Annotated in this window: 13 protein-coding genes; 8 read left to right on the top strand and 5 right to left on the bottom strand. The window is 77.6% G+C overall.

Going from position 1 to position 13,511, the window contains the following annotated elements; translation table 11 throughout:
• Positions 1–133 precede the first annotated feature (133 nt).
• The gene (locus tag ACI79Z_RS19595) at positions 134–757 is read left to right on the top strand and encodes an MBL fold metallo-hydrolase (protein WP_387988224.1); all 624 of its coding nucleotides are present in this window, start codon (positions 134–136) and stop codon (positions 755–757) included.
• Positions 758–775: 18 nt separating this feature from the next.
• Here ACI79Z_RS19595 and ACI79Z_RS19590 read toward each other — a convergent pair whose 3' ends face one another.
• Entirely contained in the window at positions 776–1,120 is a 345-nt protein-coding gene (locus tag ACI79Z_RS19590; protein ID WP_387988225.1) for a hypothetical protein, read from the bottom strand.
• Between the two features lie 161 nt (positions 1,121–1,281).
• Between ACI79Z_RS19590 and purF the strand changes: the two genes are divergently transcribed.
• Together purF and purM are read left to right on the top strand one after the other, a co-directional pair.
• Positions 1,282–2,865: an amidophosphoribosyltransferase gene (gene purF / locus ACI79Z_RS19585; protein WP_387988226.1), complete on the top strand. Its 1,584-nt coding sequence runs from the start codon at positions 1,282–1,284 to the stop codon at positions 2,863–2,865.
• Complete coding sequence (purM, locus tag ACI79Z_RS19580) at positions 2,862–3,926, top strand: phosphoribosylformylglycinamidine cyclo-ligase (RefSeq protein ID WP_456903552.1); 1,065 nt, start codon at positions 2,862–2,864, stop codon at positions 3,924–3,926. Before purF ends, purM begins: the two co-directional genes overlap by 4 nt.
• 72 nt (positions 3,927–3,998) lie before the next feature.
• On the opposite strand, the gene ACI79Z_RS19575 is transcribed toward purM, so the two are convergent.
• The gene (locus tag ACI79Z_RS19575) at positions 3,999–4,217 is read right to left on the bottom strand and encodes a DUF3073 domain-containing protein (protein WP_456903551.1); all 219 of its coding nucleotides are present in this window, start codon (positions 4,215–4,217) and stop codon (positions 3,999–4,001) included.
• A 188-nt stretch (positions 4,218–4,405) separates the two neighbouring features.
• Complete coding sequence (locus tag ACI79Z_RS19570) at positions 4,406–5,470, bottom strand: Glu/Leu/Phe/Val family dehydrogenase (RefSeq protein ID WP_456903550.1); 1,065 nt, start codon at positions 5,468–5,470, stop codon at positions 4,406–4,408.
• A gap of 218 nt (positions 5,471–5,688) precedes the next feature.
• Between ACI79Z_RS19570 and ACI79Z_RS19565 the strand changes: the two genes are divergently transcribed.
• On the top strand, positions 5,689–7,008 hold the full coding sequence (locus tag ACI79Z_RS19565) for a M23 family metallopeptidase (protein ID WP_456903549.1): 1,320 nt from the start codon (positions 5,689–5,691) through the stop codon (positions 7,006–7,008).
• Here ACI79Z_RS19565 and ACI79Z_RS19560 read toward each other — a convergent pair.
• Positions 6,995–7,918 (bottom strand): LysR family transcriptional regulator, encoded by a 924-nt coding sequence (locus ACI79Z_RS19560; RefSeq protein WP_456903548.1) that lies wholly within the window; start codon positions 7,916–7,918, stop codon positions 6,995–6,997. The two genes, ACI79Z_RS19565 and ACI79Z_RS19560, sit on opposite strands and share 14 nt — an antisense overlap.
• Positions 7,919–8,011: 93 nt before the next feature.
• Between ACI79Z_RS19560 and ACI79Z_RS19555 the strand changes: the two genes are divergently transcribed.
• Entirely contained in the window at positions 8,012–9,169 is a 1,158-nt protein-coding gene (locus ACI79Z_RS19555) for a hypothetical protein (RefSeq protein ID WP_456903547.1), read from the top strand.
• 60 nt (positions 9,170–9,229) lie between these two features.
• On the opposite strand, the gene ACI79Z_RS19550 is transcribed toward ACI79Z_RS19555, so the two are convergent.
• Complete coding sequence (locus ACI79Z_RS19550) at positions 9,230–9,766, bottom strand: hypothetical protein (protein WP_387988261.1); 537 nt, start codon at positions 9,764–9,766, stop codon at positions 9,230–9,232.
• Between the two features lie 59 nt (positions 9,767–9,825).
• On the opposite strand from ACI79Z_RS19550, the gene ACI79Z_RS19545 reads away from it, so the two are divergent.
• The 3 genes from ACI79Z_RS19545 to mftG are packed head-to-tail and all read left to right on the top strand — an operon-like array spanning position 9,826 to position 13,507.
• Positions 9,826–10,692: an MBL fold metallo-hydrolase gene (locus tag ACI79Z_RS19545; RefSeq protein ID WP_456903546.1), complete on the top strand. Its 867-nt coding sequence runs from the start codon at positions 9,826–9,828 to the stop codon at positions 10,690–10,692.
• Complete coding sequence (locus tag ACI79Z_RS19540; protein WP_456903545.1) at positions 10,689–11,990, top strand: class I adenylate-forming enzyme family protein; 1,302 nt, start codon at positions 10,689–10,691, stop codon at positions 11,988–11,990. Before ACI79Z_RS19545 ends, ACI79Z_RS19540 begins: the two co-directional genes overlap by 4 nt.
• On the top strand, positions 11,987–13,507 hold the full coding sequence (gene mftG, locus ACI79Z_RS19535) for a mycofactocin dehydrogenase MftG (protein ID WP_456903544.1): 1,521 nt from the start codon (positions 11,987–11,989) through the stop codon (positions 13,505–13,507). Before ACI79Z_RS19540 ends, mftG begins: the two co-directional genes overlap by 4 nt.
• Positions 13,508–13,511 lie beyond the last annotated feature (4 nt).

Below are 13,511 nucleotides of genomic sequence, written 5' to 3'. Positions count from 1 at the left end.
TGGTCGACCTCTACCGGCAGGGCCGCTTCCCGCTGGAGGACTTCGTCTCCGAGACCGTCGGCATCGACGACGTCGAGGCCGCGTTCGAGAAGATGCAGAAGGGCGAGGTGCTGCGCTCCGTGGTGGTCCTCTGATGGCCGGGTCCACGGGAGGCGTCCGCATCGAGAAGGCCGTCGTCTCCGGGGTGTTCAGCCTCGACGGGCAGGACTTCGACGTCGACAACAACGTCTGGCTCGTCGGCGACGACGACGAGGTGCTGGTGATCGACGCGCCGCACCGCGCCGAGCCGATCCTCGAGGCGATCGGCGGGCGGAGGGTGACGGCGATCGTGCTCACCCACGGGCACAACGACCACATCACGGCCGCGGTCGACCTGCGGGAGGCCACCGGCGCGCCGGTCTGGTTCCACCCCGCCGACCGGGTGCTGTGGGAGATGGTCCACGAGAGCGCCGACCCCGACGAGGCGCTGGCCGAGGGCACCCTCTTCCGCGTCGCCGGCACGTCGCTGACCGCGCTGCACACCCCGGGTCACAGCCCGGGCAGCACGTGCCTGCACGCGCCCGACCTGGCCGCCGTCTTCACCGGCGACACGCTGTTCCACGGCGGCCCCGGCGCCACCGGCCGCAGCTTCAGCGACCACCCGACGATCGTGCGGTCGATCCGCAGCAGGCTGCTGACCCTCCACGGCGACACGGTGGTGCACACCGGCCACGGCGAGGACACCCGCATCTCCGCCGAGATCAGCACCGTCCGGTAGGGCGGCGCCGGCCCGGCGTCACGCCGGGCCGGCGTTCCCCCCGGCCGTCGTCCCGTCGCTCCCGGCCTCCGCGGCCGGGGGCTCCGGCGTGCCCGAGCGCTCCAGGCGCTGGCGGATCGCCGCGACGTTGAGCGCCAGGTCCTCCAGCGCCTCGACGGCGCGCGTGGCGAGGGCGAACGTGAGGTTCTCCCGCCGCTCCTCGGCGCTGGGCTCGCGCCGGCGCTGCCGCGTGTCGTGGTCGGTCGCCCGCCGCCAGGGGTCGTCGTCGCCGTCGTCGCCGCCGCGCGACGGGTCGAACAGCCCGCGCAGCATGCGCTGGGCCATCTCGAGGAAGTCGTTCGGGTCGGGCCGGTCGCTGCTCATGTCGGTTCCTCTCAGGTGGACCGTCCGTCAACGCGCCGGACCCCTGCTGCGGTTCCGCCCGCCCGGAGTGCCCGGCCGGCCGGTGCGGACCCGCCGCCGGGGTGGGCACGATCACGGCTCGGGCAGGAGGTACCCCGCAGGGCGCCGGTACGCTCGTCGGTGTGCCTCGCGGTGACGGACGGCTGACGCACGACCTCGACCCCCACGCTCCCGGCCCCCAGGACGCCTGTGGCGTCTTCGGCGTCTGGGCTCCGGGGGAGGAGGTCGCGAAGCTGACCTACTTCGGCCTGTACGCCCTCCAGCACCGCGGTCAGGAGGCGGCGGGCATCGCGGTCTCCGACGGCGCCTCGGTGGTCGTCTACAAGGACCTCGGCCTGGTCAGCCAGGTGTTCGACGAGTCCACGCTGGGCAGCCTGCGCGGCCACCTCGCCGTCGGGCACACCCGGTACTCGACCACCGGCGCGTCCACCTGGGAGAACGCCCAGCCGACGTTCCGCACCACCGACGCCGGCACCGGCCTGGCGCTGTGCCACAACGGCAACCTGGTCAACACCGCGGAGCTGGCCAGCCGGGCCGCGGACGCCGGCGTGCCCGGCGCCTTCACCGCCAGCACCGACTCCGACCTGGTCACCTCGCTGATCGCCGCCCGCCCCGACATGAGCGTCGAGGCCGCGGCCATGGAGGTGCTCCCGCAGCTGCGCGGCGCCTTCAGCCTCACCTTCATGGACGAGGACACCCTCTACGCCGCCCGCGACCCGCAGGGCGTGCGCCCGCTGGTCCTCGGCCGGCTCGAGCGCGGCTGGGTGGTGGCCAGCGAGACCGCGGCCCTCGACATCGTCGGCGCCTCGGTGGTCCGCGAGGTGGAGCCCGGCGAGCTGCTGGCCATCGACGAGAACGGCCTGCGCAGCCAGCACTTCGCCCCGGCCGAGCCCAAGGGCTGCGTCTTCGAGTACGTCTACCTCGCCCGCCCCGACACCACGATCGGCGGCCGCAGCGTGCACGCCGCCCGCGTCGAGATCGGCCGCCGGCTGGCCAAGGAGCAGCCCGCCGACGCCGACCTGGTGATCCCGGTCCCGGAGTCCGGCACGCCGGCCGCCGTCGGGTACGCCGAGGCCAGCGGCATCCCCTACGGGCTCGGGCTGGTCAAGAACTCCTACGTCGGCCGCACGTTCATCCAGCCGTCGCAGACCATCCGGCAGCTGGGCATCCGGCTCAAGCTCAACCCGCTGCGCGACGTCATCCGCGGCAAGCGGCTGGTCGTCGTCGACGACTCGATCGTGCGGGGCAACACCCAGCGCGCGCTGATCCGCATGCTGCGCGAGGCCGGCGCGGTCGAGGTGCACGTGCGCATCTCCAGCCCGCCGGTGAAGTGGCCGTGCTTCTACGGCATCGACTTCGCCAGCCGCGCCGAGCTCATCGCCAACGGCCTCGACGTCGACGGCGTGCGTGCCTCCATCAACGCCGACTCCCTCGGCTACGTCTCCGAGCAGGGCCTGGTCGCCGCCACGGAGCAGCCGGTCAACCGGCTGTGCACCGCGTGCTTCACCGGCCGGTACCCGATCCCGCTCGGCGAGTCCGGGGTGCTCGGCAAGCACGTGCTCGAGGGCAGCCTCCCCGCCGGCGTGGCCCGCACCCCGATGCCGCGGGTCGACGACGCCGAGCGCGCCGTCACCGGCTGGACCGGCCAGCAGGCCGGCAGCCCCGCGGTGCCCGGCGGCGCCGACGACGCCCTGCGCCGTCCGTGAGCCGGGCGCCCCGGAGCGGCGGCTTCACCTACGCGGACTCCGGCGTCGACATCGACGCCGGCGAGCGGGCCGTCGACCTCATGCGGACGGCGGTCGAGCGGACCCGCCGGCCCGAGGTGGTCGGCGGCCTGGGGGGCTTCGCCGGGCTGTTCGCGCTCGACACGACCCGCTACCGGCGCCCGCTGATCGCCTCGTCCACGGACGGCGTGGGCACCAAGATCGCCCTGGCGCGGCAGCTGGACCGGCACGACACCGTCGGCATCGACCTGGTCGCCATGGTCGTCGACGACCTCGTGGCCTGCGGCGCCGAGCCGCTGTTCCTCCAGGACTACGTCGCCTGCGGGAAGGTCGTCCCGGAGAGGATCGCCGCGATCGTCACCGGCATCGCGGCGGGGTGCGAGCAGGCCGGGGCCTCGCTGGTCGGCGGGGAGACCGCCGAGCACGGCGACCTCATGGCCGCCGACGAGTACGACCTGGCCGCCACCGCGGTCGGCGTCGTCGAGGCCGACGCGGTGCTCGGACCCGAGCGGGTCCGCGACGGCGACGTCGTCGTCGCGATGGCCTCGAGCGGGTTCCACTCCAACGGCTACTCGCTGGTGCGCCGCGTGGTGTCCGCCGCCGGCCTCGACCTCGCCGCCACCCCGGCCGGGCTGGACCGGCCGCTGGGTGACGTGCTGCTCGAGCCGACGCGGATCTACGCCCTCGACTGCCTCGCCCTGGTGGACGGGCTCGGGGTCCACGGGGTGCACGCGTTCGCGCACGTCACCGGCGGCGGGCTCGCCGGCAACACCGCGCGGGTGGTGCCCGACGGGCTGGAGGCGGTGCTCGACCGCGGCACCTGGGCACTGCCGGCCGCGGTGTCCCTGCTCGAGGAGCACGGCGTGCCGCGCGAGGAGTCCGAGCGGGCGTTCAACTGCGGCGTCGGCATGGTCGCCGTCGTCGCGGCCGAGGTGGCCGAGCGGGCGGTGGGCCTGCTGACCGGCCGCGGGGTGCCGGCCTGGGTGGCGGGCACCGTCGGCGCCGGCGGGACCGGTGCGCGGCTGGTGGGTTCCTACCGCTGACCACGGCACACACCGCCGCCCCACGAGGGACGGCGGTGTGTCGTGTCGATCAGACCGGCGCGGGGCCGACCCTCAGCGACTGGCTGCCCAGTCGTCCTCGGAGTCGTCGTCCGCCCACCGGTCGGTGTACTCGTCGTCGTCCTCGTCGTCCTTGTCGGCACGCGACGCGGTGTACGGAGACGGAGAACCGGCCAGCTCGCGCTGCAGCGCGGAGAGGTCGGTGTTGGGTGAGCTGTACTTGAGCTCACGGGCCACGCGTGTCTGCTTGGCCTTCGCTCGGCCGCGCCCCATCGGCTCGACCCCCTCGTGACGGAGAACGGGAGTCCAGCTCACGGGCTGGACGGCCCGCGTGGCGACCCCGACTGAGTGACTGTGTCTTGACCCAGCCTACGACACGAGCGAGGCGCGGGCACGGGTCCTCCCCCGCGGTCCCCCGACAGGGGCGGTGGTCCGCGCCACGCCCCTGCCGACGGCCCAGGTCAGCGGGGCAGCCGGATGGTCGCCAGCCGCCCGACGGAGGCGATCCGCTGCTCGGCCAGCCGGTCGGCGGCGACCGCGGGGGAGACGCCCTCGGCCGCGGCCGTCTCGAACACCCGCAGCGCGACGTCGAAGATGCCGGCTGCCTTGGCCTCCGCGCGGGCGAAGGAGAAGCCGTGCCGCTCGTCCTCGACCTGGATGACCCCGCCGGCGTTCACGAGGTAGTCGGGGGCGTAGAGGATCCCGCGCGCGGTCAGCCGGTCCGGGATGCCCTCGTGGGCGAGCTGGTTGTTCGCGCCGCCGCAGACCACCTCGGCCTGCAGGGCGGCGACCGTCGCGTCGTCGAGCGCGCCGCCGAGGGCGCAGGGCGCGTAGACGTCGGCCGGGCAGCGCACCAGGGTCGCGGTGTCGGCGACCGCCTCGACGCCGGGGTGCCGGGTGAGGACCCGCTGCACCGCGGCGGGGTCGACGTCGGTGACGAGGACGTCGGCGCCGTCGGCCACGAGCCGGTCGACCAGCCAGCCGCCCACCTTGCCGACGCCGGCGACGGCGACGGTGCGCCCGGACAGCGTCGGCTCGCCCCAGCGGTGCTGGGCGGCGGCGCGCATGCCCTGGAAGACGCCGAAGGCGGTGAGCACCGAGGAGTCCCCGCACCCGCCGTACACCTCGGAGCGGCCGTGGGCGAAGCGGGTCTCGCGGCCGACGAGGTCGAGGTCGGCGTTGGTCGTGCCGACGTCGCAGGCGGTGAGGTACCGGCCGCCGAGGGCCTCGACGAACCGGCCGTAGGCGCGCAGCAGCGCCTCGGTCTTGTCGGTGCGCGGGTCGCCGATGACCACGGCCTTGCCGCCGCCGAGGTCGAGACCGGCCAGGCTGTTCTTGTAGGTCATCGCCCGGGCCAGGCGCAGCGCGTCGGCGACCGCCTCGTCCTCGGTGGCGTAGGGGTGGAAGCGGGTGCCGCCCAGCGCGGGGCCCAGCGCCGTCGAGTGGACGGCGATCACCGCCCGCAGGCCCGAGGCCGGGTCGGAGCAGAAGACCACCTGTTCAGCGCCGGAGCCGAAGACGTCCACGACCGTCGAGCCTAGAACGTGCGGACGTGCCGTCCGTCACCCCCGAGGGGGTCTCCAGTCCGCCGCCCGGGGTGTCGACAAGTGACGTGACGGATGTCGGTGACTGTGTCGTGCGGTCACGGTGTGACTTCCGTGCCGCGTGTTGCCACTGTGGCGCGTGTCCGCCGGACGACGCTGACGCCGCACCTGCACCACCCCTCTTCCCCAGGGAGCGCCCGATGCCGCAGTGCCGTCCCGCCCGGACCCGCGGCCGCCGTGGCGGCGTCCGCGCCGCCCTGGTCGGCCTGCTCTCCTGCGCGGTCCTGCTCGGCACCGCCGGGCCCGCCCTGGCCGTCCCGCCACCACCGGTGAACCCGAGCGACGGCGAGATCGCCGGCGCCCAGGCGGCCCAGGAGGCGGCCGCCGCCGAGGTGGGCCGGCTCGCCGCCGAGGTGGCCGCCGCCGAGAGCGAGCTCGAGCGGCTCGGTGTGCAGGCCGAGGCGGCCGGCACCGCCTACCTCGCCGCCGAGGAGGCCCTGCTCCAGGCCCAGGCGGCCGCCGACCAGGCCGCCGCCGACCTGCAGGCCGCGACCGACGCCGTCGACGCCGCGATCGACCGCATCGCCGGCTTCGCCCGCGACAGCTACGTCAACGACCCCACCCTGGCCACCGCGGCGGCGCTGCTGGACTCCGCCGGCCCCGGCGAGCTGGTCCAGCGGGCCGCGCTGCTGGACTACGTCGCCGACACCCAGGTCGACGTGCTCGAGGAGTTCGAGGTCGCGCGGGTCCGGCAGGCCAACGCCGAGTCCGCCGCGCGGGCCACCCGGGACGCGGCCGCGGCGGCCGAGCAGCAGGCCGCCGACGCCAAGGCCGCGGCCGACGCGCAGGTGGCCGCGCAGCAGACGGCCGTCGCCGCGGCCGAGGCGAACAAGGCGACGCTGGACCAGCAGCTGCAGGCGGCGCAGATCCACCTGCTGCAGCTGCAGGGCGCCCGCGACGCCTACCAGGAGTGGCAGCGGCAGAAGGCCGAGGAGGAGGCGGCCGCGGCCGCGGCCGCCGCCCGGGCCGCCGAGGAGGCCGCCGCCGCGGCCGCCGCCGCCCGCGCCGCGGCGTCGTCGGGGACCCGCACGGCCGCCGCCTCCGAGGTCAGCGGGTCCGGCTACGTGAAGCCGACCTCGGGCCGGACGTCGAGCTGCTTCGGCGCCCGCTGGGGCGTCCTGCACGGCGGCGTGGACATCGCCGCCCCGATCGGGACGCCGATCTACGCGGCCACCTCGGGCGTCGTCGTCCGGCACGGCCCGGCGACCGGCTTCGGCCTGGCGATCTACATCCGCGGCGACGACGGCGCGGTCACCGTCTACGGCCACGTCAACGCCGAGTACGTCGGCACCGGCGAGCGCGTCGTCGCGGGCGAGCCGATCGCCGAGGTCGGCAACCGCGGCCAGTCCACCGGCCCGCACCTGCACTTCGAGGTCCACCCCTCGGGCGCCCTCCACGGCGGCCAGGTCGACCCGGTGCCGTGGCTGCGCGCCCGCGGGGTGTCGATCAGCGGCTGCTGAGCCGGGCGCGGCGGGCCGCGCCGATCCGCTGCAGCGCGGCCAGCGCGGCGGCGGTCGCCGGCGGGCGCGGTCCCGGCAGCACCGCCGCCTGCACCCGGCGGGAGCCCGGCTCGTCGGCCAGCGGGCGCAGGACGAGGTCGTGCCCGCCGACGACCACGGTGAGGTCGTGGGTCAGCGCGACGCCGCGGCCGGCCGCCACCAGCGCCTGGGTCTCCACCGGCTCGTCGCCGTGGCCGGCCAGCAGCAGCGGCGGCGTCACCCCGGCGCGGGCGAGCACCGCGTCCAGCCGGCGGGCGGCCGAGCCGTCGTGCGGGCGGATCCAGGTGTCCGCGGCCAGGTCGCGCACCCGCACCGCGGCGGCGCCGGCCAGGCGGTGACCGGCCGGCAGCGCGACGCGCAGCGGGTCGTCGAACAGGGCGTGCAGCTCGACGTCGTCGGCAGGCGGGGCGGGCTCCAGGTCGGGCTCGCAGACGAGCGCGAGGTCGAGTCCACCCCGGCGCAGCCGGGCCAGGGCCGCGGCCCGGTCGACCAGCTCGTCGACGACGACGAGGCCGGGATGGCGCTCGCCGAGCGCCGCGGCCAGCTCGGCGGACAGGTGCACCAGGGCGGAGAGGAAGGAGCCCAGCCGCACGGTGCCGCGGGTGAGGCCGGCGAGGTCGCGCACCTCGCGCTCGGCCCGTTCCAGGCCCGCGAGCAGCGTCTCCGCGTGGGCGAGCAGCAGGCGGCCGGCCTCGGTGGGCCGCACGCCCTGCTGCGTGCGGTGCACCAGCAGCGTGCCGAGCTGCCGCTCCAGCAGGCTCACCTGGCGGGAGACCGCCGGCTGGGTGAGGTGCAGCGCGGCCGCCGCCGCGGTGAACGAGCCGTGCGTGAGGACGGCGTGCAGCGTCACGAGCCTCGTCGTGTCCAGCACGGCCCGCAGTCTGCCCCTGCCATGACCGGACGTCAGGACCGTCCCAGCCGATCCTGATGGATGGTCACGGCCCCGGCGGCCGATGTCCCGGGGGTGACCGTCGAGCAGCCCACCGCGGGCCGGGCCGTGGCGGCGACCCGCGTCCTCTTCCTCCTGACCGGGCTGCTCGCCGCCAGCTGGGCCGGGCGGGTCCCCGCGGTGCAGGAGCGGCTGGGGCTGAGCCCGGGTGGCCTGGCGGTCGCGGTCCTCGCCGTCGAGGGCGGGGCGCTGCTCGGCCTGCCGCTGGGCAGCGCGCTGGTCACCCGCCGGGGCAGCCGCGCCGGGGCGGCGCTGGGCCTGGCCGGCTACGCGCCGCTGCTGTCGGTCGCGGCGGCGGCGCCGTCCCTGCCGTGGCTGGCGGCCGCGCTGGCCGGCTGGGCCGCTGCCAACAGCGTCGTCGACGTCGCGCTCAACGCCCAGGGCGTGGCGCTGGAGCGGCGGTGCCGGCGCCCGGTGCTGTCCGGCCTGCACGCCGCCCAGGGGGTCGGGCTGCTGGCCGGCGCGCTGGGGGCGACGGCGGCCGCCGCCGCGGACGTCCCGCTCGGCGTGCACCTGGGCGCGGCGACCGCGGCCGGTCTCGTCGCCGGCGGTCCCGCGACGCGGCTGCTGCTGCGCGAGCTCCCGGCGCCCGTGCGCCCGCGATCGGCCGGGTCCCGCCGGGGCCTGCTCGGCCTGGGCGCGGTGGCCTCGTGCGCGTTCCTCGTCGACGCCTCGGCCACCCAGTGGGTCGCCGTCCACCTGCGGGCCGACCACGGCGCCGGGCCGGGGCTGGCCGCCGCGGGCCTGCTCGCCGTCACCGCTGCGCTGGTCGTGGGCCGGCTCCCCGGCGACCGGCTGCTCCTGCGGTGCCGCCGCGCCGCCGTCGTCCGGGGCTGCGGGCTGGCCGTCACGGCCGGGGCGGGGCTGGCGGCGCTGGCGCCCACCGCGGGCTGGGCGCTGGCCGGCTGGGCGCTCGTCGGGCTGGCGGTGGCCCCGTTGGCGCCGGTCGTGCTCGGTGCCGCGCCGGACGCGCCGCACCGCGGCGGCGCCGGGATCCCGGCACCGGCCGCCATCGCCACGGTCACCACCGTCGGCTACCTGGGCTCGGCCACCGGGCCGCCCGCCGTCGGCGTGCTCGCCGAGGGGGTCGGGCTGTCCGCCGCGCTGGTCCTCGTCGTGCTCGCGGGCCTGGCCGCCGCGGTGCTCGCCGGGACCGTCCCCGCCCGCCGCTGACCGGGCCGGACACGACGACGGCCCGCCCCCCGAGCGGGGAGCGGGCCGTCGTCGTGCCGGCTAGGAGGTGGGAGCGGCGGCGCCGCAGTTCTGCTCGCCGAACTCGGTGACGTTGGTCGCCTCCGGGCCCTGGGCGACGGTCACGAACTGCTGGGCGGCGGTCTGCAGCTGGGCCTGGCCGTCGGGGGTGCTGAGGTCGACGGAGTTGGCGGTGTCGGAGAAGGCCTGCACGGCGTCGCCCACGACCTGCCAGTCGCTCGCGATCTCGGCCGGCGGCTGCACGGAGTCGAACGCGGCGGCCGCCTGCTGCAGCAGGCCCGGCAGCTGCTCGGTCGTCGCGGCCGAGAGCTGGTTGCCGAGCTCCTCGTACTGCGCGGCCTGCTCGCAGAACGCCGCGACGGCGGGGTCGTCGCTGCCCGCGGAGGACGAGCCGCTGGGGTCGCCACTGGACTCGGCGGAGCTCGAGGTGCTCGCGGCGGTGGACTCGGCGGCCTCCCCGCTGCCCGACCCGTCGCCCCCGTCGCCGCAGGCGGTGAGCAGGACGGCCGCGGCCGCCGCCACGACGGCGGAGCGGGACAGGTGCGCGATCGATCGCATGCTCGGAGGCTAACGGCCGGTCGGGCGGTCCGCGTGCGGGCGCGGACTACCGTGCGGTCGTGCGCGCCCCCGTCGACCCACGCGTCACCTGGGACCTCCCCGCCCCCGGCGGGCTGCCGCGGACGGCGGACCTCGAGCCCCTGGTCACCCGCGTGCTGGCCCCCAACCCGTCGGGCATGACCCTCGACGGCACCAACACCTACCTCGTCGGCGCGCCGGGCAGCGGGCAGGCCGTCGTGGTCGACCCCGGTCCCGACGACCCCGCCCACCTCGCCGCGGTGGAGGAGGCGCTGGCCGCCCGCGACGCGCGCTGCGTCGCCGTGCTGGTCACCCACCACCACGGCGACCACGCCGAGGCCGCGCAGCCGTGGGGGGCCCGGTTCGGCGCGCCGGTCGCCGCGGCCGACGCCGCCGTCGCGGGGCCCGGCGGCCGGCTGCTCGAGCCGGGGGAGCGGCTGCGTCTGGCGGGCACCGCGCTGGACGTCGTCCCGACGCCCGGGCACACCCCCGACCACCTGGCCTTCCGGCTGGAGTCCGGGGCGGTGCTGGTCGGCGACCACGTCCTCGGCCGGGGGACGTCGGTGGTCACGCACCCGGAGGGTGACGTCGTCGCCTACCTGGAGTCGCTGCGGCGGGTGCACGACCTCGGGCCGAGCGCGCTGTACTGCGGGCACGGACCGGAGCTCACCGAGGACCCGGGCGCCGTGCTCGACTTCTACCTCGCCCACCGCGCGTTCCGGGAGTCGCAGCTGCTGGCCGCGCTGGTCCGCGGGGCGGGCACCGTCGACGCGGTGGTGGCCGACGTCTACGCCGAGGTGCCCCGGGCGCTGTGGCCGGCGGCCGCGCAGTCGACCCGCGCCACGCTGGCCAAGCTCGCCGCCGAGGGGCACGTCGTGGTGGACGGCGACGGGGTGCGTCTGCCGTGACCGCCGTCGTCCGGGCCGCCGACAGCGAGCGGGACCAGCGGCGGGCCGCGGCGGCGCTGCGGGCGGCGGGGCTGCGGCGCGGCGACCGGCTGCTGGTCTCGGCGGCGTCCTCCCCGGCGCTGCTGGCCGTCGTCCTCGGGGCGCTGCGCACCGGGATCGTGCCCGTGGTGCTCGACCCGGCGCTGCCCGCCGCCGAGCGGGCCGCCCTCGCCGACGACGCCGACGCGGCCCTCGACGCCGGTCCGGCGCCCGAGCGGCTGCTCACCGGCGACGACGAGGCGGACCTCGCCGACGTGCCGCTGGCCCGGCCGATGCACTACACGTCGGGCACCACCGGGCGCCGCAAGGGCGTGTGGTCCGGCGTCCTCGACGACGGCGACGCCCGCGCGCTGGCCGCCGAGGAGATCGACCTCTGGGGCTTCACCGCCGCCGACCGGCACCTGGTGCTCTCCCCGCTGCACCACTCGGCGCCGCTGCGGTTCGCCGTCCACACGCTGCTGGCCGGCGGCGAGGTGCTGCTGCCCGGCCCGTTCGACGCCGCCCGGGCGGCCGCGGCGGTCAGCACGCTCGCCCCCACGACGACGTTCTGCGTCCCCACCCACCTGCGCCGGCTGCTCGCCCGCGACGACGTCGACTGGTCCTCCTTCCGCGTGCTCGCGCACGCCGGCGCGCCCTGCCCCGAGCCGCTCAAGCGGGCGGTGCTCGACGCGCTGCCGGCGGGCAGCGTCTGGGAGTTCTACGGCTCCACCAAGGCCCAGTTCACCGTCTGCTCCGCCGACGACTGGCTGGCGCACCCCGGCAGCGTCGGCCGCGCGCGGCCGGGCCGGCGGCTGGAGACCGACGCGCGCGGCCAGCTGTGGTGCGCCGTGCCGCGGTGGGCGCGGTTCGAGTACTGGCGCGCGCCGGAGAAGACCGCGGCGGCCTGGCGCGGCGACCGGGTCACGGTCGGCGACCTCGGCCGGGTCGACGCCGACGGCACCGTCTGGCTCGACGGCCGCCGCGAGGACCTGGTCGTCTCCGGCGGCGTGAACGTCTACCCGGCCGAGGTCGAGGCGGTCCTCGACGCGCACCCGGACGTGGTGGAGAGCGCGGTCGTCGGCGTCCCCGACGAGGAGTGGGGGCAGCGGGTGGTCGCCGCCTACGTGGGCACCGCGGACCCCGCCGCCCTCGGCGCCTGGGCACGGGAGCGGCTGTCCCCGGCCAAGCGGCCCAAGAGCCTGCACCCGGTGGGGGAGCTGCCGCGCACCTCCACCGGCAAGGTCCGGCGGCTGGACCTGCCGGGGGTCCTCGGCCTGTGAGCTGGGACGTCGTCGTGGTGGGCGCCGGATCGTCCGGCTGCGCGCTGGCCGCCCGCCTCGCCGACGCCGGCCGCCGCGTCCTGCTGCTCGAGGCCGGCGCCGACCACCCCCGGCCCGCCGACTTCCCGCCCGACCTGCGCGACGCCGCCACGCTGCGCGCCACCGTGCCCGGGCACCCCGCGAACTGGTCGTTCACCACCGAGCTGACCCCGGGCACCACCGCCCCGCTGCCTCGCGGGCGCGTGGTGGGCGGGTCCAGCGCCGTCAACGGCGGCTACTTCGTCCGCGCCACCCCCGCCGACCACGCCGGCTGGGCCGCCGCGGGCAACGACCTGTGGAGCCTCGACGCCACGCTGCCGGCCTGGCGCCGGCTCGAGGACGACCGCCAGTACGGCGACCGGCCGGGGCACGGCCGCGGCGGCCCGCTGCCGGTCACCCGGCCCGTCGGCGGCTCGCCGCTGACGGAGGCGCTGGCCGCGGCGGCCGCGGAGCTCGGCGTCCCGGAGGAGCCGGACAAGAACGCCGGCGGCCCGCCCGGCTACGGACCGGTGCCGTTCACCGTCGACGGCGGCCTGCGGGTCAACGCGGCGATGGCCTACCTGTCCCCGCGGCGCGGGTCGCCGCGACTGACGGTGCGCGGCGGGGTGCGGGTACGGCGGGTGCTGGTCGGGCGCGGCCGCGCGGTGGGCGTGGACACCGACGCCGGCCCGGTGCACGCCGCCGAGGTGGTGCTGGCCGCGGGCGCCGTCGGCTCGCCGCACCTGCTGCTGCTGTCCGGCGTCGGCCCGGCCGACCACCTGCGCGCGCACGGCCTCGACGTCGTCGCCGACCTGCCCGGGGTGGGCGCCGGGCTGACCGACCACCCGCTGGTCCACCTGCCCTGGGTGCCCGTGGCCGGGCTGCCCGAGGGCGACTGGCCGCTGCCGCTGCACGGGTCGCTGAACGCCACCTCCTCGGACTCGCCCGTGCCCGGCGACCTGGAGGTGCTGCCGTGGCTGCGGCCCTGGGGGCGGGTGGTCCCCGGCGGGGGCGGGGACGACCGCACGCTCGCGCTGGCCGCCGGGCTGTACCGCGAGGAGAGCCGGGGCCGGCTGTCGCTGGCGTCGGCGGACCCCGCGGCGCCGCCGCGGATCGAGCACCGGTACCTGGCGACCGCGACCGACCGGCGGCGGCTGCGCGAGGCGGTGCGCCTGGCCGACGGCCTGCTGCGCACCCGCGCGCTGGCCCCGCTGGTCGCCGCCCGCCCCGGCCCGCCGGCCGGCGTCCTCGCCGACGACGCCGCCCTCGACGGCTGGGTCCGCGCGCACCTGACCACGGCGGTGCACCTCGCCGGCAGCGCCCGGATGGGCCCGGACGGCGACCCGGGCGCCGTCGTCGACCAGCACCTGCGGGTGCGCGGCGTCGACGGGCTGCGGGTCGCCGACACGTCGGTGCTGCCCGAGGCGCCCTCGCGGGGGCCGGCGGCGACCGCGGTGATGGTCGGCGAGCGGGCCGCGGAACTGGTGACCGGCGGCTGACCCC

Source organism: Geodermatophilus sp. SYSU D00663 (assembly GCF_054050655.1).
This window is presented reverse-complemented; position numbering and strand designations above follow the sequence as displayed.

Coding starts and splice junctions, on each gene's coding strand:
- ACI79Z_RS19565 (WP_456903549.1), top strand. CDS start 5,689: ATGCCGCAGTGCCGTCCCGCCCGGACCCGCGGCCGCCGTGGCGGCGTC.
- ACI79Z_RS19575 (WP_456903551.1), bottom strand. CDS start 4,217: ATGGGGCGCGGCCGAGCGAAGGCCAAGCAGACACGCGTGGCCCGTGAG.
- ACI79Z_RS19595 (WP_387988224.1), top strand. CDS start 134: ATGGCCGGGTCCACGGGAGGCGTCCGCATCGAGAAGGCCGTCGTCTCC.
- ACI79Z_RS19550 (WP_387988261.1), bottom strand. CDS start 9,766: ATGCGATCGATCGCGCACCTGTCCCGCTCCGCCGTCGTGGCGGCGGCC.
- ACI79Z_RS19590 (WP_387988225.1), bottom strand. CDS start 1,120: ATGAGCAGCGACCGGCCCGACCCGAACGACTTCCTCGAGATGGCCCAG.